Annotated in this window: 23 protein-coding genes and 1 other RNA gene; 12 read left to right on the top strand and 12 right to left on the bottom strand. The window is 67.1% G+C overall.

Annotated features, from left to right (window positions below):
- The 5 genes from M3U25_RS19125 to M3U25_RS19105 all read left to right on the top strand — a co-directional run.
- The coding region (locus tag M3U25_RS19125) for an RHS repeat-associated core domain-containing protein (protein ID WP_355503394.1) at positions 1 to 825 on the top strand (825 nt) is incomplete at its 5' end.
- Between the two features lie 8 nt (positions 826 to 833).
- A complete protein-coding gene (locus M3U25_RS19120) occupies positions 834 to 1,049 on the top strand; it encodes a hypothetical protein (RefSeq protein WP_355503396.1) in 216 nt (71 codons plus the stop codon).
- A 4-nt stretch (positions 1,050 to 1,053) separates the two neighbouring features.
- Positions 1,054 to 1,437, top strand: coding sequence for a hypothetical protein (locus M3U25_RS19115; RefSeq protein ID WP_355503398.1), 384 nt, complete (start codon positions 1,054 to 1,056; stop codon positions 1,435 to 1,437).
- 570 nt (positions 1,438 to 2,007) lie between these two features.
- A complete protein-coding gene (locus tag M3U25_RS19110; protein ID WP_355503400.1) occupies positions 2,008 to 2,256 on the top strand; it encodes a hypothetical protein in 249 nt (82 codons plus the stop codon).
- A gap of 270 nt (positions 2,257 to 2,526) precedes the next feature.
- Positions 2,527 to 2,670 carry a hypothetical protein gene (locus M3U25_RS19105; RefSeq protein WP_355503402.1) on the top strand — a complete coding sequence of 48 codons (144 nt, stop codon included), beginning with the start codon at positions 2,527 to 2,529 and terminating at the stop codon, positions 2,668 to 2,670.
- Between the two features lie 41 nt (positions 2,671 to 2,711).
- Here the strand turns inward: M3U25_RS19105 and M3U25_RS19100 are convergent, their stop codons facing one another.
- The 3 genes from M3U25_RS19100 to M3U25_RS19090 all read right to left on the bottom strand — a co-directional run bounded on the left by M3U25_RS19100 (position 2,712) and on the right by M3U25_RS19090 (position 6,687).
- Positions 2,712 to 3,551, bottom strand: a complete 840-nt coding sequence (locus M3U25_RS19100; protein WP_355503404.1) for an NrdJb — start codon at positions 3,549 to 3,551, stop codon at positions 2,712 to 2,714.
- An 87-nt stretch (positions 3,552 to 3,638) separates the two neighbouring features.
- On the bottom strand, positions 3,639 to 4,343 hold the full coding sequence (locus tag M3U25_RS19095) for a hypothetical protein (RefSeq protein ID WP_242084785.1): 705 nt from the start codon (positions 4,341 to 4,343) through the stop codon (positions 3,639 to 3,641).
- 190 nt (positions 4,344 to 4,533) lie between these two features.
- Positions 4,534 to 6,687, bottom strand: coding sequence for an adenosylcobalamin-dependent ribonucleoside-diphosphate reductase (locus tag M3U25_RS19090; RefSeq protein ID WP_355503406.1), 2,154 nt, complete (start codon positions 6,685 to 6,687; stop codon positions 4,534 to 4,536).
- 492 nt (positions 6,688 to 7,179) lie between these two features.
- Between M3U25_RS19090 and M3U25_RS19085 the strand changes: the two genes are divergently transcribed.
- Positions 7,180 to 8,616, top strand: coding sequence for a Do family serine endopeptidase (locus tag M3U25_RS19085; RefSeq protein ID WP_160945666.1), 1,437 nt, complete (start codon positions 7,180 to 7,182; stop codon positions 8,614 to 8,616).
- Positions 8,617 to 8,626: 10 nt separating this feature from the next.
- Here the strand turns inward: M3U25_RS19085 and M3U25_RS19080 are convergent, their stop codons facing one another.
- Positions 8,627 to 8,854, bottom strand: a complete 228-nt coding sequence (locus M3U25_RS19080) for a hypothetical protein (protein ID WP_160945667.1) — start codon at positions 8,852 to 8,854, stop codon at positions 8,627 to 8,629.
- A 25-nt stretch (positions 8,855 to 8,879) separates the two neighbouring features.
- Positions 8,880 to 8,954: non-coding RNA, sX9 sRNA (locus M3U25_RS19075), on the bottom strand.
- Between the two features lie 216 nt (positions 8,955 to 9,170).
- Between M3U25_RS19075 and M3U25_RS19070 the strand changes: the two genes are divergently transcribed.
- The 6 genes from M3U25_RS19070 (at position 9,171) to M3U25_RS19045 (ending at position 14,119) form a co-directional block, all read left to right on the top strand.
- Entirely contained in the window at positions 9,171 to 9,542 is a 372-nt protein-coding gene (locus tag M3U25_RS19070; RefSeq protein WP_019801903.1) for a hypothetical protein, read from the top strand.
- A gap of 7 nt (positions 9,543 to 9,549) precedes the next feature.
- Positions 9,550 to 10,026, top strand: coding sequence for a phage holin family protein (locus tag M3U25_RS19065; protein ID WP_355503409.1), 477 nt, complete (start codon positions 9,550 to 9,552; stop codon positions 10,024 to 10,026).
- The gene (locus M3U25_RS19060; RefSeq protein ID WP_242161205.1) at positions 10,023 to 10,505 is read left to right on the top strand and encodes a hypothetical protein; all 483 of its coding nucleotides are present in this window, start codon (positions 10,023 to 10,025) and stop codon (positions 10,503 to 10,505) included. The genes M3U25_RS19065 and M3U25_RS19060 overlap by 4 nt, the downstream gene beginning before the upstream one ends.
- 269 nt (positions 10,506 to 10,774) lie before the next feature.
- Positions 10,775 to 11,887, top strand: coding sequence for an AI-2E family transporter (locus tag M3U25_RS19055; protein ID WP_355503411.1), 1,113 nt, complete (start codon positions 10,775 to 10,777; stop codon positions 11,885 to 11,887).
- Positions 11,888 to 11,985: 98 nt separating this feature from the next.
- A complete protein-coding gene (locus M3U25_RS19050) occupies positions 11,986 to 12,699 on the top strand; it encodes an HAD family hydrolase (protein ID WP_160945671.1) in 714 nt (237 codons plus the stop codon).
- Between the two features lie 49 nt (positions 12,700 to 12,748).
- Positions 12,749 to 14,119, top strand: coding sequence for a leucyl aminopeptidase family protein (locus tag M3U25_RS19045; RefSeq protein ID WP_242161204.1), 1,371 nt, complete (start codon positions 12,749 to 12,751; stop codon positions 14,117 to 14,119).
- 478 nt (positions 14,120 to 14,597) lie between these two features.
- Here the strand turns inward: M3U25_RS19045 and M3U25_RS19040 are convergent, their stop codons facing one another.
- The 7 genes from M3U25_RS19040 to M3U25_RS19010 all read right to left on the bottom strand — a co-directional run bounded on the left by M3U25_RS19040 (position 14,598) and on the right by M3U25_RS19010 (position 20,032).
- Complete coding sequence (locus M3U25_RS19040; protein WP_355503414.1) at positions 14,598 to 15,959, bottom strand: VOC family protein; 1,362 nt, start codon at positions 15,957 to 15,959, stop codon at positions 14,598 to 14,600.
- Between the two features lie 389 nt (positions 15,960 to 16,348).
- Complete coding sequence (locus M3U25_RS19035; RefSeq protein WP_355503416.1) at positions 16,349 to 16,939, bottom strand: hypothetical protein; 591 nt, start codon at positions 16,937 to 16,939, stop codon at positions 16,349 to 16,351.
- 150 nt (positions 16,940 to 17,089) lie between these two features.
- Positions 17,090 to 17,848 carry an HAD family hydrolase gene (locus tag M3U25_RS19030; RefSeq protein WP_355503418.1) on the bottom strand — a complete coding sequence of 253 codons (759 nt, stop codon included), beginning with the start codon at positions 17,846 to 17,848 and terminating at the stop codon, positions 17,090 to 17,092.
- 195 nt (positions 17,849 to 18,043) lie between these two features.
- Entirely contained in the window at positions 18,044 to 18,421 is a 378-nt protein-coding gene (locus M3U25_RS19025) for an EF-hand domain-containing protein (RefSeq protein WP_242161200.1), read from the bottom strand.
- Positions 18,422 to 18,645: 224 nt separating this feature from the next.
- On the bottom strand, positions 18,646 to 19,035 hold the full coding sequence (locus M3U25_RS19020; protein ID WP_355503421.1) for a hypothetical protein: 390 nt from the start codon (positions 19,033 to 19,035) through the stop codon (positions 18,646 to 18,648).
- A 79-nt stretch (positions 19,036 to 19,114) separates the two neighbouring features.
- Positions 19,115 to 19,312 carry a CPXCG motif-containing cysteine-rich protein gene (locus M3U25_RS19015; RefSeq protein WP_355503423.1) on the bottom strand — a complete coding sequence of 66 codons (198 nt, stop codon included), beginning with the start codon at positions 19,310 to 19,312 and terminating at the stop codon, positions 19,115 to 19,117.
- Positions 19,313 to 19,342: 30 nt separating this feature from the next.
- Positions 19,343 to 20,032: a M15 family metallopeptidase gene (locus tag M3U25_RS19010; RefSeq protein WP_355503464.1), complete on the bottom strand. Its 690-nt coding sequence runs from the start codon at positions 20,030 to 20,032 to the stop codon at positions 19,343 to 19,345.
- Between the last annotated feature and the right edge of the window lie 163 nt (positions 20,033 to 20,195).

Genomic DNA, 20,195 nt, shown 5'->3' with positions numbered 1-20,195 from the left:
GGCACCACCAACACCTACACCGTCTACGACGAAGCCGGCCACTGGATGGGCGACTACGACACCAACGGCAAGGCGCTCCAGCAGGCGATCTGGCTCGATGACCTGCCGGTGGGCGTGCTGGTGGGCACTGCGCTGAACTATGTGCAGCCGGACCACCTAGGCACGCCACGGGCTGTGATCGACTCGGCGCGTGACGTCGCCATCTGGACTTGGGACGTCAAGGGCGAGGCCTTCGGTAGCACGCCGCCGAACCAAGACCCGGACAACGACGGCGCGGCGTTCGTGTTCAACCTGCGCTTCCCGGGACAGTTCTACGACAGCGCCACGGGACTCAATCAGAACTACTTTAGAGATTATGATTTCCAAATTGGCCGCTATGTGGAGAGTGATCCGCTTGGACTACTAGGTGGAAATTCGACTTTTGCTTACGCCGGCTCCAATTCCTTATATCAAATTGATATGTTTGGCTTGGCTAAAACCCTTCCCACTACGAAAGTTCCAGGCGGAACCCCTACAACGGTAAGAATTGACGCTCCCCACGTGGACGGCCAACAGCGGCATGCACATGTCTGTGAGCGCGGATGCAGGGAGATTGTTGTGAACGAAGATGGTTCTGGCAGTCATGGCACAGATCCACGAGAGTTGAAGAATAGAGTCCGTGCCTTTCTGAGAGGTTATGGATTCAATGTCAGCGTTTGCGGTGGCGCCACTTTTCTCGCAAAGGGAGTGGCGCGAGATAGATGTATGAAAGGTGATTTTTCGATGTGCGAAATATTTAAGTCATTGGGCGGCGAAGTGATTGAAGATCCAACTATTAAAATTTAGGACAAAACATGAAACTATACGGAAAGAGTGAACTGGAAGCACTGCCACTCTCGCTTGCTGAGGTTACGCTGCAAGTTTCTACAGCTGAACTAAGAGAGGTAATAAATTTTCTTGAAAAATGTGATTCAGAGATGAAGTCAAATGATCGATGGGAACACGCACATCTTCAGGATTTTTTGAAATCGTCCAAGCTGGCTGTTGACATTGTTGTATATAAAGGATGAATACTTGAATTTGTCCTCTGACAATCTGGCCGGCTGGGTTTTAGAAATTTCAATGGCGACTGCGACCGTTGCAATTTTGCTTGGTGGAGCTGGCTGCTCGATCAGCGAGAAGACTGTATATGGAAACTTGCAGGCGCTTGACCTTCAGTATGCACAAGACAAAAGTGATCTGCTCGTTGATAAGGCTGGAGATGAAAGCGATGTTCGCTTCCGCACGAAGGGAGGGCGTGTTTGGTGGGCGCTGAATAAATTAAATAAAGAACAGGAAATTTACTCGTCCCCAGCAAATGGACCGACCCCTGATTGCAGCGCGATTGATAATCTGAAAAAGATCGTGCAACTAGATGACCATTTTGAGGAAAAAGCCTTTTTGGCTTGCAGGAGGTGAAGGCTGCGCAGGAACGGCTAATTCTGCATAGGAATTTTTCGATATTGATACGCTTACTCAAGTGGTCGAAGAACCAGTTTTCTCATGGCACTGCCCCCCCCCATTAACCGCGCAACTCAACCACTATAAAACTCCCCGAGATCCAAATAACGACTTTACGCTTTGGCGTTCAATCTACTATCCTGGGCCAGCGTTACCGTGGCGCTCCCGACTCAATTAGAAAGACCTAAGACTGCCCCTTCCGCAAAAAGTGCGCGCAATGACATGAATAAATGCAGATGTATCGTTCTGGTTAGCATGTGCACAGCCATCTTCAATTTGGAAGCGAGGCAATCAAAGTTGAATTATGTATCCAAAGTTTTCCATGATGGCGCTTACATCCCGAAAGCCTATAAGGAATCCGATGTCATTCACCGCTATGGCGAAGGCAGCAAAACGGTCAATAGTGCTGACCTGATTTGAAGAACTTATCAAGATACATTTACAGGAATGGAGGTAGTAATCACATCTAATCCTGACGTCGCGTCGCACTTTAGGACGATCGATGAGATTCGCATCTCATCAGGCAATATGGATAAAACCGCGCCTCGAACTATAGAAAGTCTGGAAGGACTAAAATTGAAAGGCGTGGACATCGGCGAATCTACCTCCAAGGCAATCAAAGCGGCTCAAGATTATGGCGCGGTGGATACAACGAAAGAGAAAATCAGGGGGCACGAATTCGAACGCGTTTGCGGATTCTCCGAAGGCGGTTCAAACATCTGCTTTTTCTTGAAAGGCGATGAAGTGACCGCAATATCGGTTGGATTTGGACCATGAGCACCGCCTTAAGATCATCGTCATGGTTCGCGCGCCACCCATATGAACGCAAATACAGCATTTTGGCCCTTCGGACTGACGGCCCAGTTAAATGGACCGCAATGTCGAAAATTTCGATTTTAGGTTTTTTTGGCTCTTTTGATTTCCTGCAGCAGAAGCGATCATAAGATCGAGGCGCCCCCTGTTTCAGGCGACGAAAGCTGCAGGACTTTTGATGTTGATTCCACTCGTGCAAAGGCAGAGAGCGGCGAGCTTTCGGCGATCAGGGGGATGCGCGACTATTCCCTGGATTGCGTCTTGCACAACAATGGTCCCGAAACCTTGCGCTGGGGGCAGTTGGCTGCTGAGAAGGGCAGCAACCAAGACAAGGAAATCTACGAGAGCCTCAAGATGACATTTATCCCGAAGAAGTAGTTCGGGCTACAGGTAACGCCGCCCTCATCCAATGCCAGCGCTCACCCGCACTTCGAATACCCACAATTCAAACACGTCGCACACCCATCCATGATGACGAGCGCCTTGGTGTTGCACTTGTGGCACATCGTGGCCGACGGCGGGAAACTCGCGCCGTCGCCGGTGACGGCGATGTCCTCTTCGTGGTCGGCGGTGGAGTCGGCGGATGCCGTCCCCTCATCCGCCCTGCGGGCAGCTTCTCCCGCAGGAGAAGCAACTGCCTTGCTTACTTCACTGTTTTTTTTTGAGCGCTCTTCGTACTGCTTGCGCTTCTCGGCGATCAGCGCGCGCTGGTGATCGCTCATCTCCGGGTCGTGCAGCAGGCCGATCGACTTCATGTGCTCTTCGACGATGCTGCCCAGTTCGGCGACCAGCGACGGCATGTACACGCCGCCGGCCTTGAAGTAGCCGCCCTTGGGGTCGAACACGGCCTTCATTTCGTCGACCAGGAAGGTGACGTCGCCGCCCTTGCGGAACACGGCGGACATGATGCGGGTCAGCGCCACGATCCACTGGAAGTGTTCCATGGACTTGGAGTTGACGAAGATCTCGAACGGGCGGCGCAGTTCGTGCTCGGTGCCGGCGTTGAGCACGATGTCGTTGAGGGTCACGTACATGGCGTGTTCCACCAACGGCGACTTGATCTTGTAGGTGCTGCCGATCAACACGTCCGGGCGCTCGATGCGCTCGTGCATATGGATGATGTTGTCGGCCGGCGCTTCGGCCTCGGCGGTGGCACGGTCGATCGACGAGGCGGGCACCGCGGCGGCGGCGTCGCGCGCCTTGTCCTCGGGGGTGACGACGGCGTAGCCCTTGATTTTCTGGTCGATCTTGATGGCCATGAGGCGTGCGTTCCTGGAATGCGGATCGGGACGGGCGTGGGCCCGGCCTCTCTCCCGCGTGCGGGAGAGAGGGTGCGACGGGACGGCTTACTTCTTGGCGCGGGTGGCCGCGGCCTTCTTGCCGGCGGCCTTGCGCACGGCGGTCTTCTTCACCGCGGCGCTCTTCTTGGCGACCTTGGCGGTGCTCTTCTTGACCGCCTTGGCGGCCTTGCCCACGGCCTTCTTGGCCACGGCCTTGCGCGCGCCCACGCTCTTCTTCACCGCGCTCTTCTTGGCGACCACCGACTTCTTGGTCACGGCCTTCTTGGCGGCGACCTTCTTGACCGCCTTCTTCGGCGCGGCCTTCTTGGCGGTCACTTTCTTGGCCGGGGCCTTCTTGGCGACGGCCTTCTTCGCGACCGTCTTCTTGGCGGCGGCCTTCTTCGCCGGCGCCTTCTTCGCAGCCGCCTTCTTGGCGGTCTTCTTGCCGCCCTTGCTCAGCGAGGCCGCTTCGGCCTGGGCGCTGGCCTTGGCCGCTTCCAGCTTCTTGCGCGCGCTGGCGACGGTCTTCTTGACGGCCTTGCCGGCCTTCTCGGCGCGCTTGGCGACGGCCTTCTCGGCCTGCTTCACCACCTTGCGGGTCTTGGCGACCTGGTCCTGCACGCGCTTCTGCACGTTCTCGGCGGTCTGCTTGACGCTGGCGACGGCCTCGCTGGCGGTGGCGGCGATGGTCTCGCCCACGTTGGTGGCGGTTTCTTTCACGTTCTCGGCGACCTGCGTCAGCGTCGCCGTGACTCCATTCCCAGTGCTCATAAAACCCTCCTCAGGGTGTCAGTGTTTATGTAACGCGGGCGATGCTATACCGATTGCAGCGAAGCGGGGAGCCGGAAACGGCGACAGGCGGCGGACGGTGGGGAAGCGTTGGGGAAGCGCGGCGCGCCGCGCTCCGGGTCTCCCGCCGCCGCCCTCCCCTCCGCCGGCGCGGAGGGGAGACGGGACGGCATCAGAACTTGCCGTAATACCCTTCTTTCAGCGCATCGAACAGGTTGGCGGCGGTATGCATCTCGCCGTCGTATTCGATCTGCTCGTTGCCCTTGACCTCGACCACGCTGCCGTCTTCCAGCTCGAAGCGGTAGGTGGTGTTCTCCAGGTCCGCCTCCTTGACCAGCACGCCCTGGAAGGCGGCCGGGTTGAAGCGGAACGTGGTGCAGCCCTTCAGCCCCTGCTGGTGGGCGTAGCGATAGATGTCCTTGAACTGCTCGTAGGGATAGTCGGTGGGGACGTTGGCGGTCTTGGAGATGGAGCTGTCCACCCACTTCTGCGCGGCGGCCTGCACGTCCACGTGTTCCTTGGGGTGGATGTCGTCGGCGGCGATGAAGTAGTCCGGCAGGCGCGAGGCGGCGTCCTCGGCGAACGGCATCGCCTTGGCGTTGACCAGGTGGCGATAGGCCAGCAGCTCGAAGGAGAACACGTCCACCTTCTCCTTGCTCTTCTTGCCTTCGCGGATCACGTTGCGGCTGTAGTGATGGGCGAAGCTCGGCTCGATGCCGTTGGAGGCGTTGTTGGCCAGGCTCAGCGAAATGGTGCCGGTGGGGGCGATGGAGCTGTGGTGGGTGAAGCGCGCGCCCACCTCGGCCAGTTCCTCGACCAGCGCCGGCGCCACCTCGGCAATGCGCTGCATGTAGCGGCTGTACTTGGCGTGCAGCAGCCGGCCCTCGATGCGCTCACCGACGCGCCAGCCATCGCGGGCCATCTCCGGGCGCTGCCGCAGCATCGCCGCGGTGACCTCGAAGGTCTCCTGCATGATCGGCGCCGGGCCCTTTTCCTTGGCCAGCGACAGCGCGGTCTCCCAGCCGGCCACGGCCATCTCGCGGGCGATGGCCTCGGTGAACTCGCAGGACTCGGCGCTGCCGTACTTCATCCGCAGCATGGTCATGGTCGACCCCAGGCCGAGGAAGCCCATGCCGTGGCGGCGCTTGCGCATGATCTCGTCGCGCTGCTGCTGCAGCGGCAGGCCGTTGACCTCGACCACGTTGTCGAGCATGCGGGTGAACACCCGCACCACTTCCTTGTATTCCTCCCAGTCGAAGCGGGCGCGCTCGGTGAACGGGTCGCGCACGAAGGTGGTGAGGTTGATCGAGCCGAGCAGGCAGGCGCCGTAGGGCGGCAGCGGCTGCTCGCCGCAAGGATTGGTCGCGCGGATGTTCTCGCACCACCAGTTGTTGTTCATTTCGTTGACGCGGTCGATCAGGATGAAGCCCGGCTCGGCGTAGTCGTAGGTGGAGACCATGATCATGTCCCACAGGTGGCGGGCGCGGATGTGCCCGTACACCTTGCACGCGACCAGGCCGTCGTCGCGCACGATGTAGTCCTGGTGCGTGGGCCAGTCGCGCCACACCACGGCGCTGGCGTCGGCCAGGTCGATGTCGGCCTCTTCCTTGCGGTTGACCGGGAACACCAGCGGCCAGTCGGCGTCCTGCTCCACCGCCTGCATGAAGCCGTCGGTGATCAGCAGCGACAGGTTGAACTGGCGCAGGCGCCCGTCCTCGCGCTTGGCGCGGATGAAGTCCTTCACGTCCGGATGGGACACGTCGAAGGTGCCCATCTGCGCGCCGCGGCGGCCCCCGGCCGAGGACACGGTGAAGCACATCTTGTCGAAGATATCCATGAACGACATCGGCCCGGAGGTGTAGGCGCCGGCGCCGGCCACGAACGCGCCGCGCGGGCGCAGCGTGCTGAACTCGTAGCCGATGCCGCAGCCGGCCTTGAGGGTCAGCCCGGCCTCGTGGACCTTCTCCAGGATGCCGTCCATCGAGTCGGTGATGGTGCCCGACACGGTGCAGTTGATCGTGCTGGTGGCAGGCTTGTGTTCCTGCGCGCCGGCATTGGAGGTGATGCGCCCGGCCGGGATCGCGCCACGGCGCAGCGCCCAGGCGAAACGCTCGAACCAGTAGGCGCGCAACTCGTCGGTGGATTCGGCATCGGCCAGCGCCCGCGCCACGCGCAGGTAGGTGCCGTCGATGTCGGCATCCAGCGGCTCGCCCTGCTTGGTCTTGAGCCGATACTTCTTGTCCCAGATGTCCTGCGACGCCGGCTGCATCGGGATGGGGTCGTGCTTGGATCCGGTCTGGACGACTTCCAGGCGCACCGTACTCATTCTGCTGTGTTCTCCTCGAACCTGTCCCGATGGGGCGGATGGGTGGTCACCCGCCGTGTGTCTTGTCTATATCGCACTTGCGCTGCACGGCAGAGACGGCCGCGGCAGCGCACGCGGCGCCTGCCCTCGACCGTTCGACATTCCCCGAATCCGCGACGTTTCCTGTCACCGTCCCATCATGCACCGCCAAGCGCGCCCCTGGATGTGAGGTCTTGGTGAAGAAAACCCTACGTCTAGTGCCGTCCCGATGCGCTACCGCTACATGTTGTGGCTGCGGCACGCGTGAACGCTAACCCCGGGCAGGCCGACTGTCAACGGCGCCGCACGCCCATTGCACGCCATCGAGACGCGGCGCGCACGGGGCGCGTACACGGCCTTGCGCAAGCGGCACCGGCGCGCTTTCACTGGCGGTTAAACGGCGCGCGTTCATCTTGATTTACGCGCACGCGCGCCCATCTGCCCCACGTCTCCCGCGTCCCCGGAAAACCACCCATGCGACCGCTGCCTACGCTGCTGACCCTGACCGCCGCCGCTGCCTTCGGCGGTTTCGCCGCCACCGCGATCAACGCGCAACTGGACAACCGCGCCGAGGCCGCGCCGGTGGCGGCGGCACCGCCGCTGTCCGGGGCCGCGCGGCTGCCCTCCTCGGTGGCCGGCGAGCCGCTGCCGTCGCTGGCGCCGATGCTGCAGAAGGTGATGCCGGCGGTGGTGAGCATCAACACCAAGCAGGTGGTGCGGGTACGCAATCCGTTCTTCAACGACCCGATCCTGCGCCGCCTGTTCCCGGACATCCCGCAGGAGCGCATCAACGAGTCGCTGGGCTCGGGCGTGATCATCGATGCCAAGAACGGCTACGTGCTCACCAACCACCACGTGGTGGAGAACGCCGACGACGTGCAGGTGACCCTGGCCGACGGGCGCAGCTTCAAGGCCGAGTTCATGGGCTCGGACGCGGACACCGACATCGCGCTGATCCGCATCAAGGCCGACAACCTTACCGAGATCCGCCTGGGCGACAGCGACAAGCTGCGCGTGGGCGATTTCGTCGCCGCCATCGGCAACCCGTTCGGCTTCACCCAGACGGTCACCTCCGGCATCGTCTCGGCGATGGGCCGCAACGGCATCCGCGGCCTGGGCTACCAGAACTTCATCCAGACCGACGCCTCGATCAACCCGGGCAACTCCGGCGGCGCGCTGGTGGATCTGCGCGGCGAACTGGTCGGCATCAACACCGCCAGCTTCAATCCGCAGGGCAGCATGGCCGGCAACATCGGCCTGGGCCTGGCGATCCCGTCGAACCTGGCGCGCGCGGTGGTCGACCAGTTGATCAAGAACAACGGGGTGATGATCCGCGGCACCTTCGGCATCGAGACGCAGAACCTGACCACGCAGATGGCGCAGGGCCTGGGCCTGTCGGCGCCGCGCGGCGCGCTGGTGACGCGAGTGCTGGCCGGGTCGTCGGCCGCGGCCGCCGGGCTGCAGCCGGGCGACGTGGTCGTCGGCGCCAACGGCGAGCGGCTGGACAGCGCCGAGGCATTGCACAACTACGAGGGCCTGCAGCCGGTGGGCAGCACGGTGACCCTGGACGTGCGCCGCGACGGCAAGCCGCTGCAGCTCAAGGTCGCGCTCAAGGAACAGCCGCGCGCGGTCAGCGGCGAATCGCTGGACCCGCGGCTGAGCGGCGCCACTTTCACCGACCTGCCCGAATCGCTGCGCCAGTCGGGCATCTCCGGCGTGCTGATCGGCAACGTGGCGCGCGGCAGCCGCGCGGCGCGCAACGGCCTGGCCGGCGGCGACATCGTGGTGGCCGCCTCGGTCGGCGAGTTCGCCGACCTGGCCAGCTACCGCGCCAACTTCGCACGCAAGCCGGCGCAGCTGGTGCTGCGTGTGGTGCGCGGCGGCGCGCAGGCCGACCTGGTCATGCAGTGAGCCGGCGCCCTCAGTCCAGCCGCGCGGCGTAGTCGTCGCGCACGTGCTGGTTGAGATAGGTGGTCAGGCCGCGCCCGGCCGCGGCCAGGCGCTGCATCTCCAGCACGTGGAGCAGGCCGGGATGATGGCGGTCGTAGCGGTAGGTGGCGCCATCGGCGAAGCGCAGCACGATCCAGTCCGGACCGCTGTCGTAGGCGACCACCCCGGCATGGCCGCTCCGGTTGCCGTATGCGTGCATGACAGGTCCTCCAGGGCTTCAGGGTGGCTGACACCACGTCGCGAGCCGCCGCCAGGTGGGTGCGGACGGCGCGGAGGGCCGCCGTGTACGCGTGCTACATACCGGTTCCGCGCACGTGCACGCCCGCGGTGGCTGCGCCGTCGTTTCGTTGGCCGCTCTTGGCTGTTCGCCGGCGAGCGCCGACACTATGGCGCATCACCTGCGGCGACGAGCTAACACCCCGTACACCCCGCCGATGGTATTGGTGTCGCCCCCGTTCTGCGCAGCGTCCGCATCGGCGGACGGCAGGCCCCCAAACCCCAGAGGAGACATGCCCATGAATGCCAGCCCGACCAATACCGAGAACCTCAAGGACAACCTGAGCGAGGCCGGCGCGCACCTGAAGTCCGCGGCCAGCTACGCCGGCGAGGCGATCAAGGGCGCTGCCGGTGCCGCCGGCGAAGAACTGAAGTTGGGCAAGGCCAACGTCAAGGCCGAGCTGTCCGATAGCGCTCTGTCCGGGCTGGCGGCCGCCGAGTTCGGCGGTGCCGCGGCCAAGGAGCAGGTGGACGTGCTGCTGGACAAGGGCCGCGACCTGATCGACAGCGCTGCCGAACTGATCCGCGAGCGTCCGCTGGCCTCGTTCGGCGTGGCCTTCGCCACCGGCTGGATCATCGCCAAGCTGGCGCGCAGCGGCGGCGACAAGTAAGCCGCACGTGAGCGAGGAGCAGGCCCGCGCCGACGGTGCCGCGGCGGACGCCGCGGCCGCACCGTCGCTGGAGGAATCCTTCCGCGCGCTCGGCACCGCCGGCCGCGAAGGACTCACCGCCACCCTGGACACCGGCCGCGCGCTGCGCAAGCTGGTGGCCGCGGATCTGGCCCTGGCTCGCGCCGCGTTGGCGCGGGCATTGGTGTGGCTGACCGTGTCGGTGGCGTTCGGCGCCTCGGCCTGGATGCTGCTGATGGGCGCGATGATCGCCTTGCTGCAGCGCATGGGCTGGTCGTGGCTGGCCTCGATCTCGGCGACGGCCGCCTTCAGCCTGGTGGTCACCGCACTCGGCGCCTGGCAGGCGTTGCGCTACTTCGACATGAGCAAGCTCGACGCCACCCGCCGCCAGCTGGCCAAGCTCGGCATCGGCGGCGATGACGAAGACAACGACGACGACGTCGCCAAGCGCGAGGCCACGCCATGACCCTGCGGCAATTGCAGCACCGCATCGCCCGCGCCGAATCGGTGCTGGAAGGACGCCAGGAGCAGGTGCGCACGCACTGGACGACCCTGCAGCAGGTCTGGCGCGAAGGCTGGACGCCGTGGCGGATCGTGATCGTTGGCCTCGGCACCGGCTTCCTGGTCGGGCGCGCCGAACCGGCGGCCGTGGTCGGCAAGCTCGGCGGCGCACGCTGGCTGCAGATGCTCAGCGCGGTCTCCAGCCTGATCAACGCCACCACCGCCAAGAGCGCCTCGGACAACGCCGAGCGCGCCTCCGACGATGCCGAGGAGGCGGCGGATACCGCGCAGGATGCGGCGGTGGATGCCGCCACCCAGACACCGCCGCCCGCCACACCGGTTCCCCCCTCCCCTGCTCGTCCGCAGGCGGTGCGGCCGCCGACGGCCTCGCGGCCCGGGCACCCCGCCGCCGCGGAAGCGGCCACCGATCTGTCCGAGCGCTAGGGCGCCAAGCCAGGCACATCGAGCCCCGGTGTCGGGTGTAGGCGCGCTTCAGCCGCGACGGGCGCTCGCGCAAAGGCTGTCGCGGCTGAAGCCACTCCTACGACGGACGCTGCAGCCGGTGTGATCAATGGGCGCCACGCCACGCGCACGCGGCGGCCACGCGGTCTTGATACCGCCCCGGCCACGATCGGCCTACACTTCGCTTCCTTTTCGACGCCGTCCGGCGCGTGCACTGCGGCGCGCGCCGCGGCCCCCGTCTCGCAGGTCCGATGAGTACAGTTTCCGATTCCGCGGCCGTCGCCGACGACGCGTCGCACGACGCCCTGCCCCCGCCGCCCGCGCCGCGCCCGCGTGGCCCGGTCTCGCTGGTGGTGCTGGCGACGCTGGCGGTCTGCTACACGCTGTGGGCGGCACAGGACGTGATCCTGCCGATCCTGCTCTCGGCCTTCTTCGCCCTGATCGGCAACCCGATCCTGCGCGTGCTGCAACGGCTGTACCTGCCGCGCTTCCTGGCCGCACTGCTGGTGCTGCTGTCCGGCATGGCGGTGGCGACGACCCTGACCGTGCAGTTGGCTGGCCCCGCCGCCGAATGGGCGCAGCAGGCGCCGGCGCAGCTGCGCCACCTCGCCACCCAGGTGCGCGACCTGACCAAGCCGATGCAGCAGGCCAACCAGGCCGCGGAGAACTTCGCCCGCGCCGCCGGCGGCGAGAGCGGGCGCCGCGTGCAGGTGATCCGCACGCAGATGGACGATCCGTACAAGGCGCTGGTGCGGACCCCGCGGCTGGCCGCCTCGGTGCTGGCGGTGGTCCTGCTGACGTTCTTCTTCATGGTGTTCGGCGAGAACCTGCAGCGCCATGCGATCGCCTTGCTGCCCAACCGCCAGCAACAGAAGTTCACCACCGAGATCCTGCGCTCGATCGAACGCGAGGTCTCGCGCTACGTCCTGACCATCACCGTGATCAACACGCTGGTCGGCCTGATCTTCGCCGGCATCCTGATCCTGCTGAAGATCCCGCCGCAGGAAGCGTTGCTGTGGGGCACGGTGGTGGCGCTGCTGAATTTCGCGCCGTACGTGGGGCCGCTGATCGGCGCGGTGCTGATGCTGCTGATGGGGTTCGTCGCCTTCCGCGACCCGCTGAGCGCGGCACTGCCGGCGATCCTGTACCTGGGCCTGCACACCCTCGAGGGCCAGGTGGTGACGCCGATCGTGCTCGGCCGGCGCATGGCGATCTCGCCGCTGATGCTGATCCTGGCGCTGATGCTGTTCGGCTGGCTGTGGGGCATGATCGGCCTGCTGCTGGCGGTGCCGCTGCTGGTGTGCATCAAGATGGTGCTGGCGCGGGTGGAGGGCATGCAGCGCTGGGCACGGCTGCTGGAGTGAGGCGGGGATTCGGGAGTCGGAAGCGCCACGGCGTGCTGTCTACCGGATGCGGCCCGCGGCGGCGGCGGCGCTTGGCGTAAAATGCGCCGGTGACTTCCATGCCCTCCTTCCCCGTCCGCGCGATCACGCTGGATCTGGACGACACGCTGTGGCCGTTCGCGCCGATCGGCGCGCGCATCGAGCAGGTGCTGCACGACTGGCTGCTGCAGCACAGCCCGGCCACGGCCGCGCGCTTCCCGGTCGCGGCGATGCGGCAGCTGCGCGAAGACGTGTTCGCCGCGCATCCGCACCTGCATCACGACCTCAGCGAACTGCGCCGCTTGACGCTGCGCCGCGCGCTGCACGAGAGCGGCGCCGACGCCGCCCTGCTGGAACCGGCCTATGCGGTGTTCCATGCCGCGCGCAACCAGGTGGAGTGCTATCCGGACAGCATCGCCGCGCTGGAGCGCATCGCCGCGCGCGTGCCGGTGGTGGCGTTGAGCAACGGCAACGCCGACTTGGCCACGATCGGCCTGGACCAGCATTTCGCCTTCCAACTCAGTGCCCGCGAGCACGGCGCGGCCAAGCCGGACCCGGGCATCTTCCGCGCCGCCTGCGCACGCCTGGGCCTGCCCTGCGCGCAGGTGCTGCACGTAGGCGACCACATCGAGATCGACGTGGTCGGCGCGATGCAGGCCGGGCTGCGCGGCTGCTGGATCAACCGCGATGCGCAGGCCTGGCATCCGCCGACGCCACCCGACCTGCATTTCGACACCCTCACCGGCCTGGCCGACTGGCTGGACGCGACCCAGCCGGCCGTCGCGCGCGCATGACCCGCGCGCGCTGGCCCGCCGGCCACCTCCCTCTTCCAAGGATCCGCTGATGTCCCTGCCGACCGGCTTCACCGACGCCTCGTCCCACGCGCTGCCGCTGTACGTGCTGGACCGCGACCACCTGGCCGAATGGCGCGCGGCGCAAGCGCCGGCCTGGGCGGCGTGGATGGACGCCCAGCAATTCGTGGCCGCACCGGGCAGCGTGCTGCTGCTGCCGGGCGCCGACGGCGTGGCCGCCGCGGTGCTGGGCGTCGGCGATCGCGGCGATGCGTATGCCTATGCGCATGCGCCGTACGCGCTGCCGGCCGGCAGCACCTGGCGGGTGGAGACGGCGCTGGACGCCGACACGCTGGCGGCGCTGCACCTGGGCTGGGGCCTGGGCAGCTACCGCTTCGCCCGCTACAAGCAACCGGCGCGGCTGCCGGCGCAGTTGCTGGCCACGCCGCAGGCGGAAGTGCGCGACCTGATCGCCGCCAGCCTGCGCGTGCGCGACTGGGTCAACACGCCCACCGAGCACATGGGGCCGGAGCAACTGGAAGACGCCGCGCGCGCGATCGCGCAGGAACACGGCGCGCAGTTCGAGAGCATCGTCGGCGACGCGCTGCTGGCGCAGAACTTCCCGGCGATCCACGCGGTCGGCCGCGCCTCGCACCGCGCGCCGCGGCTGCTGGTGCTGCGCTGGGGCGAGGAGGCGCATCCGCACGTGGCGCTGGTCGGCAAGGGCGTGTGCTTCGACACCGGCGGCCTGGACCTGAAGCCGGCCGACGGCATGCGCAACATGAAGAAGGACATGGGCGGCGCCGCGCACGCCCTGGCGCTGGCCGGGCTGGTGATGGCGCAGCGCCTGCCGCTGCGGCTGACCGTGCTGCTGCCGGCGGTGGAGAATGCGGTCGGCCCGGACGCGTTCCGCCCCGGCGAGGTCATCGCCACCCGCCAGGGCACCAGCGTGGAGATCGACAACACCGACGCCGAGGGCCGCCTGGTGCTGTGCGATGCGCTGGCCTATGCCGGCGAGCAGCGCCCGGACGCGATCCTGGATTTCGCCACCCTGACCGGTGCCGCGCGCATCGCCCTGGGCCCGGACCTGCCGGCGCTTTTCAGCAACGACGACACGCTGGCGCAGGCCTGGATCGCCGCCGGCGAGCGCACCCGCGACCCGGTCTGGCGCATGCCGCTGTGGCGCCCTTACCTGCGCTACCTGACCAGTTCGGTCGCCGACCTGGCCAACGCCGGCTCGCGCATGGCCGGCGCGGTCACCGCCGCCCTGTACCTGGAGCGTTTCGTGCCGGCGCGGCAGGCCTGGGCGCACCTGGACGTGTATGCCTGGAACGACAGCGACCGCCCCGGCCGCCCCGCCGGCGGCGAAGCGCTGGCGCTGCGTTCGGCCTACGCCATGCTCAAGGCGCGTTACGCGGGGTAAGCCGCGGTCGATCGGCCTGCGCGCCCCAGGTCGCGCAGGCAGGCGCGGGGCTGGCGTCGAGCGGCATCGGGCGGTGCAGCGCCTCGCGCGTATTCCTTGTAAGCCACTGCGGCCGCAACGCGCGGGGGGTGTGAGTTGTCTTCGGACACCGTCGGGACTGAAGTCCCTCCCACCATGTAGCACCATGCCCATCGTGCACTCGTAGGAGCGGCTTCAGCCGCGACACGCGGCGGTGTGAGCAGCGTTGTTGTCTTCGGAAGCCGCCGGGACTGAAGTCCCTCCCACAATGCAGCACCATGCCGACCACGCCCTTGTAGGAGCGGCTTCAGCCGCGACGCGCCGGGGTGTGAGCATTGCTGTCTTCGGACGCCCTCGGGCCTAAAGTCCCCTCACGCAGCACCGCCACATCGGTCGTGTGCGTGAGGGGACACGACGACGGGAAACCGCTGTTGCGATTCCCCAATCCCCAATCCCCGCTTCAACCCGCCAGCGCCTGCAGCGAATCGCGCTCGATGCCGGCGTAGATGGCGAATTCGTCGTGCACCGGCGCGCCCAGGGCCTGCTCGAATGCGGCGCGGTTGGCATGCGCGGCGTAGGCGCGCTGTTCGCCGCCGCCGAGGTTGGACTGGAAGATGCCCGCAGCGCTGACCGGCAGGAAATCCTCGTAGACGATCGGGTCGGCGCTGGCCAGGCCGTCGGCGATCAAGGCTTCGGCCGGCTTGCCGGCCAGGGCGGCGGCGCCGGCGGCGCGACCGGCGTCGGTGAGCGCGTAGCGGAAGTAGCCCAGTCCCTCGCGGCGCAGGGTGGCGTAGTCGTCGGGGAAATCGGCGAACGCGGCCTGCAGGCGCGTGGCGTAGTCGGCACCGGCGCTGCCCTCGGCCGCGCGCGCGCGTTCCAGCAGCGCGTCGTACAGCGCGCGGCCCTTCGGCGTCAGGGCCAGGCCGCGCTGTTCGATCTCGCCGAACCGCGCGGTGTGGGTGCCGGCCTCGGCGCTGTCCGCGCCCGCCGGGAAACGCACGGTTTCCTCCAGCGCCTTGAAGCTGGTCTGGCGCAGCAGGATCGGGCAGGCGCGGCGCGGCGGACCTTCGATCACCGCCTTGGCATCGATGCCCCGGCGCAGCATTTCCGCCTGCGCCGCATCGATGTCCAGGGTGCGCGGGGTCAGGTGGTTGATGTGCGGGCCGTGGAAGCTGACCACGTCGGCGATCAGCTTGTGCGCCTCGCTCAGCGCACGGTAGGTCGGCAGGCTCACGGTGGCGTCGCTGTGCCAGCGGAAGGTCTCCAACGCCTCGGCGACGAACCGTTGCGCATCGGCCTCGACCAGGCCGCCGTCGCGTTCGCACTGCGCGATCAACGCAAGCGCGCCATCGGTGAAGATGCGCCGCTTGGCGAGGATCTGCGCCGCTTGTTCGCGCAGCGCCGGGTCTTCGATCAGCTCCAGCCGCAGCAGCGAGGTGAACACGCGGAACGGATTGCGCGCCAGCGCCGCGGCATCCAGCGGGCGGAACGCGGTGGAGTGCACCGGCACGCCGGCCACCGACAGGTCGTAATAGCCCACCGGCGCCATGCCCATCACCGCGAACAGGCGGCGCAGGGTGGCAAGCTCTTCGGCGGTGCCGACGCGGATCGCGCCATGCCGCTCCTGGTCCAGCCGCGCGCGTTCGTCGTTGCGCTGCAGTTGCGCCTCCAACGCCGGGTCCGCGGCCAGGGTCTGCGCATTGACCTGCGCCACCAGCTCCATCAGCGTGCCGTACAGCGGCACCTCGGTGCGGTACATGTCGGACATGGCCTGCGCGAACAGGCTGCGGATAGCGTCGGGCGAAACGAAGGCGTTGGTCATCGGGCGGTCCGGAGCGGCAGTGGCGCCGGCGGCAGGACCGGCAGAACGCCTATTCTCGCGCCGCGGCGGCGGCGCGGCCAGTGTGGGGGAGTGCGCGGCGCGTATCGGTGCGGCACGGAAGTGGCCTGCACCGCTGTCTCCTTCTCCCGCCGGGAGAAGGTGCCCCGCAGGGGCGGATGCGGGTCCGGGCGCAGCCTCGTGCACCCAAACTGCGTGAGGCGCTGCGCGCCCCGACCCTCACCCCCCCCCTCTCCCGGGGGGAGAGGGGCTAGGGATGCGCTGACGTTGATGCATAACGGTGCCTGCATGCCGTGCAGGACAACGGGACGTTCGCGCAACGACATGGGCGAACGTGCAGGGCCGCTCTGTGTCGTTGTGCTCCCCCGCGCTTATTGCGTGCGCGTGGATCCGTCCTGCGGCTGCGCCGCGGCGCGGTCGCGGGCGGCGCGGTCGCCCAATTGCCGGCGCAACAGCGCGTCCAGCACGATCGGGCGATCCCAGTGATCGTAGCTGGCGACGATGGCATGGCGCAGCGCGCGATAGGCCAGCGAACCGGGCGGCGCGTCCATGTCGCTCGCCACCGTCGCCCAGCCGGCGGGGACACCGGCGGCCGTGCGTGCGCGTACCACCTCGCGGTAGGACCGACCCGCCGCCTTGGCCAGGAACGCCGCGACATAGACATCGCGCGGCGGCCAACGCCGATCGCGCAGCAGGACCTCGGCATAGCCGCGCGGCATCTGCGCGTAGCGCGCGATCTCGTCGAGAAAGCTGTCGGGGTAGCGCGCGGCGTAGCGGTCGATGTCGAGCAACTGACGGTCGATCCAGGCATCGTCGGTACCGGGCACCTCGACCGGTGCCGTCTCCCCGCTGTCAGAGGCAGGCGTGCGCGCGGGCGCCGCCGCCCCCTGCGCCATGGCCGGGCCGGCAGCCAGCAGGGCGGCGCACAGGAACAGACCGGCAGGAGACGGACGCAGAGGCATGCGTCGATTCTGCCGGAGGCAGTGAGCGCTGTCAGCGCGGCAAGCTGGCAGACATGCACGCCGTGGCCTCGGCGGTGTCGCGGCTGAAGCCGCTCCTACACAACAAGGCCAGCGGCCGGTGATGCCAACGCCGCTGGGCAAGGGATCCGCTCAGCCCTGCTGCAGGCTCGCCGCATGCCGGTTGAGATCCGCCACCGCCTGCGGCCAGTCCGCGGCCGCGGCGACTTCGCGCAGGCGCGGTTCGTCGGCCGACAGCCCGTGCTCGGCCTCGTGCGCCCAGGTGGTGGTGTACGGCGTATGGATGCCCCAGCCGCCGAGCGCGATCACCGGCTCCACGTCCGAGCGCAGCGAGTTGCCGATCATCACGAAGCGCTCGGCGCCAATACCGAACTCGGACAGCACCTTGGCGTAGGTCCTCGGGTCTTTCTCGGACACGATTTCGATGCGCGGGAACAGGTCGCCCAGGCCGGACTGCGCGATCTTGGCTTCCTGGTGGAACAGGTCGCCCTTGGTGATCAGCACGATCTCGAACTCGGCGGCGATCGCCGCCACCGCCTCGCGCACGCCGGCGATCACCTCCACCGGATGCTGCAACGTGCTGCGCCCGATCTCGACGATGCGCCCGATGTCGCGCGCGGAGATCCGCGCATCGGTCAGCTCAATCGCCGCCTCGATCATCGACAGGGTCATGCCCTTCGCGCCGTAGCCGAACACCGCCAGGTTGCGCCGCTCCACCGTGAGCAGGTGCTGCAGGGTTCGGGCGTCGTGCAGGTCCAGGTACTGGCCGAGGATGGCTTCGAACGCAGCCTCGGCATCGCGATAATAGTCCTCGCTCTTCCACAGGGTGTCGTCGCCGTCGAAACCGACCAGGGCGATGGGGGAAGCACGCAAGGCGGTCGGCGTCGGCATCATCCGCCAAGCATAGCAGCGCCTCCCGACCCGCAGACACACCCCTGCCCCACCGCGCAAACGCACGACGGCGGCCCATGGCCGCCGTCGTGGTGGAGCGTCGATGGAAAGACGCGCGCGGTGACGCGGGAGGTCCGGTCCCGGCGAGGCGGTGCGCGCATCGTCGCGCAACCGCCAGCGCCGGCACCGCTCCCGTTACTGGCCGCCGTTGCTGTCGCTGCCGGTCGCCGCGCCGCCCTGCTGCTTGGCGACGTAGGCCTTGTACTCGTCCGGGGTCAGCTTGCCATTATGGTCGGCATCGGCCTGGGCGAAGATCTGGCTGAGGCCGGCGTTGACCTGCGCCTCCTGCTTGCTGATGGCGCCGTCCTTGTCGGCATCCACATCGGCCCAGGTCTGGCCGCCGCCCGAGGCCGCGCCGGCCTGCCCGCTCTGGCCGGTGGCGCTGGTGGACGACTGCGTCTGCGCCTGCGCAGCGGCGTCGGCCTGCGCGTCCTGGGCGAACGCCGGCAGGGCCAGCGCGGCGGCGAGGAGGGCGGCGGTACCGATCAGCGGGGTGCGGGTGCGAATATTCATGGGTGGATTCTCCTTGGCTCTCGGTGTGGCATGTCCGGTCGATTCCGGAACACGGCGCTACCGTGCCGGTCTCAGACTGAATCCATTCCCTGTCGAAAAACGCCGCCAAACGGATCGTTAACCACGGCACCCGCACGCCGCGCTACCGCAATGGTTAGGGTTCCGTCAGCGCGCGGTAAGGCGTCCATTCGAGACGTTTGGATTGCAGAAAGAAAACGTCTGTTTCAGCGTGTTTCGTGACCGCCGTCGCCGGCGTTTTCGCTTGAACGCCCCCTGAATGCAACCCAGGCCAGCGCCACACCAGCGAGCGCACCGGCCACTTCCAGGACCACGCGCGCGCCCAGTTCGTCCGGGTCGTGGATCCTGGCCAGGGCGATGCGCGCGTACAGCGGCGACTCCAGGCGCACGATGCTGGTGTAGAACAGGTTCCAGCAGTCGATGCCGGCCGACACCGCCACCGCGATCAGGCACGCGCCGCCCAGTTGCTGGCCCTCGGACCAGCCCCATCGCCGGCCCAACCATTGCCACAGCGCATAGACCAGGAAGCCGACCGCCAAGGCGATCAGCCCGGCTTCCAGCGAGCCCAGCAGGCCGAAGTGCAGCGGCAGGTTCATCGGGTGTCCTCGGTCGGCAAGGGCACAAGTCTAGAGGGTGTCGCGCATCGGCGTGCGGCACGGCGCGCCGGCGCGCGGCTCAACTGGCGTTTTCGGCGATCGCGCTCACCACCGGCGCGCCATCCTCGTCCCAGCGCACCGTCATCAACATCGGCTTGCAGCAGACCTGGCAGTCCTCGATGTACTGCTGCACGTCCACCGACGGATCCAGCGCAACGTCGATCCATTCGCCGCAGTAAGGGCATTGCAGGTCGACGAACGGGTGCGTGCCGGTCATGGAGGGGTCCGTGGCGAAGGTGAGGCGCCGCTAGCGCACCGGCACGTCGAAGGCGACGCCGGGGCTGGGCTCGGGCTGGAAGGTGAAGTGCCACCATTCCATCGGATAGTTGACGAAGCCGCGCGCGGCCATCGCCTTCAACAGTTGCCGACGGTGCGCACGCTGGGTGGCGTCGATGGCCGGCGTGTCGGTGTGCGCGCTGGCGTCGAAGAAGTCGAAGCCGGTGCCCATATCCAGCGCGCGGCATGCGCCCTGGCGGCAGTCCAGCAAGCCCAGGTCGACGGTGGCGCCGCGGCTGTGGCCGGAGTGCTCGGCGATGTAGTCGCCGAGGAGTACGCCCTTGTCCAGGTTCGGGTAGTAGCGCGCCTTGGCGAGCTGATCCTGCGGATCGCGCGCCCAGGCGACGAAGGCGCGGACCGACCGCTGCGGCCGGTAGCAATCGAACACCTGCAGGCGGTAGCCCTTGGCCTGCAGGTCGCGCTGCACCTGCGCCAGGGCCTGCGCGGCCGGCGCCAGCAGATAGCATTTGGGCGCGTCGTAGCCCTGCACCGGGCGACCGGTGAAGTTGTCGTGGCCGGCGTAGCGGATGTCCATCGCGATCTCCGGCGCCAGCGCATGCACGTCCACCAGTCCCGCCTGCTCCGGCGTGGTCGCCGGCGAGGTGATCGGTTCCGCAGCGAACGTGGCGGGCGCGACGGCGAACGCGAGCGTCAGGCTCAGCGCGCGCAGCGCGCCAGGCCGGCGCCAGGGGCGCGAGGAATGGTGGTGGCGTGAGCGGCGGTCATGCGGCATCTGGGAAGCATAGGCCATGGCCGCTGCCGTTGTCCTGCCGCGCTTCTGCGATGCGCGCGATGCCACTGCGCAATGAGGGCGGCCAGCGGCG

It is taken from the genome of Xanthomonas sp. PPL134, assembly GCF_040595915.1.
Lineage (GTDB): Bacteria > Pseudomonadota > Gammaproteobacteria > Xanthomonadales > Xanthomonadaceae > Xanthomonas_A > Xanthomonas_A indica.
The sequence above is the reverse complement of the archived record's forward strand: the minus strand, read 5'-3'. Positions and strand labels throughout refer to the sequence as shown.

Bases quoted from the DNA above. Each gene is read 5' to 3' on its own strand.
- M3U25_RS19120 (WP_355503396.1), top strand. From the start codon at position 834: ATGAAACTATACGGAAAGAGTGAACTGGAAGCACTGCCACTCTCGCTT.
- M3U25_RS19110 (WP_355503400.1), top strand. From the start codon at position 2,008: ATGGATAAAACCGCGCCTCGAACTATAGAAAGTCTGGAAGGACTAAAA.
- M3U25_RS19105 (WP_355503402.1), top strand. From the start codon at position 2,527: ATGCGCGACTATTCCCTGGATTGCGTCTTGCACAACAATGGTCCCGAA.
- M3U25_RS19100 (WP_355503404.1), bottom strand. From the start codon at position 3,551: ATGGCCATCAAGATCGACCAGAAAATCAAGGGCTACGCCGTCGTCACC.
- M3U25_RS19095 (WP_242084785.1), bottom strand. From the start codon at position 4,343: ATGAGCACTGGGAATGGAGTCACGGCGACGCTGACGCAGGTCGCCGAG.
- M3U25_RS19090 (WP_355503406.1), bottom strand. From the start codon at position 6,687: ATGAGTACGGTGCGCCTGGAAGTCGTCCAGACCGGATCCAAGCACGAC.
- M3U25_RS19085 (WP_160945666.1), top strand. From the start codon at position 7,180: ATGCGACCGCTGCCTACGCTGCTGACCCTGACCGCCGCCGCTGCCTTC.
- M3U25_RS19080 (WP_160945667.1), bottom strand. From the start codon at position 8,854: ATGCACGCATACGGCAACCGGAGCGGCCATGCCGGGGTGGTCGCCTAC.
- M3U25_RS19070 (WP_019801903.1), top strand. From the start codon at position 9,171: ATGAATGCCAGCCCGACCAATACCGAGAACCTCAAGGACAACCTGAGC.
- M3U25_RS19060 (WP_242161205.1), top strand. From the start codon at position 10,023: ATGACCCTGCGGCAATTGCAGCACCGCATCGCCCGCGCCGAATCGGTG.
- M3U25_RS19055 (WP_355503411.1), top strand. From the start codon at position 10,775: ATGAGTACAGTTTCCGATTCCGCGGCCGTCGCCGACGACGCGTCGCAC.
- M3U25_RS19050 (WP_160945671.1), top strand. From the start codon at position 11,986: ATGCCCTCCTTCCCCGTCCGCGCGATCACGCTGGATCTGGACGACACG.
- M3U25_RS19045 (WP_242161204.1), top strand. From the start codon at position 12,749: ATGTCCCTGCCGACCGGCTTCACCGACGCCTCGTCCCACGCGCTGCCG.
- M3U25_RS19040 (WP_355503414.1), bottom strand. From the start codon at position 15,959: ATGACCAACGCCTTCGTTTCGCCCGACGCTATCCGCAGCCTGTTCGCG.
- M3U25_RS19035 (WP_355503416.1), bottom strand. From the start codon at position 16,939: ATGCCTCTGCGTCCGTCTCCTGCCGGTCTGTTCCTGTGCGCCGCCCTG.
- M3U25_RS19030 (WP_355503418.1), bottom strand. From the start codon at position 17,848: ATGCCGACGCCGACCGCCTTGCGTGCTTCCCCCATCGCCCTGGTCGGT.
- M3U25_RS19025 (WP_242161200.1), bottom strand. From the start codon at position 18,421: ATGAATATTCGCACCCGCACCCCGCTGATCGGTACCGCCGCCCTCCTC.
- M3U25_RS19020 (WP_355503421.1), bottom strand. From the start codon at position 19,035: ATGAACCTGCCGCTGCACTTCGGCCTGCTGGGCTCGCTGGAAGCCGGG.
- M3U25_RS19015 (WP_355503423.1), bottom strand. From the start codon at position 19,312: ATGACCGGCACGCACCCGTTCGTCGACCTGCAATGCCCTTACTGCGGC.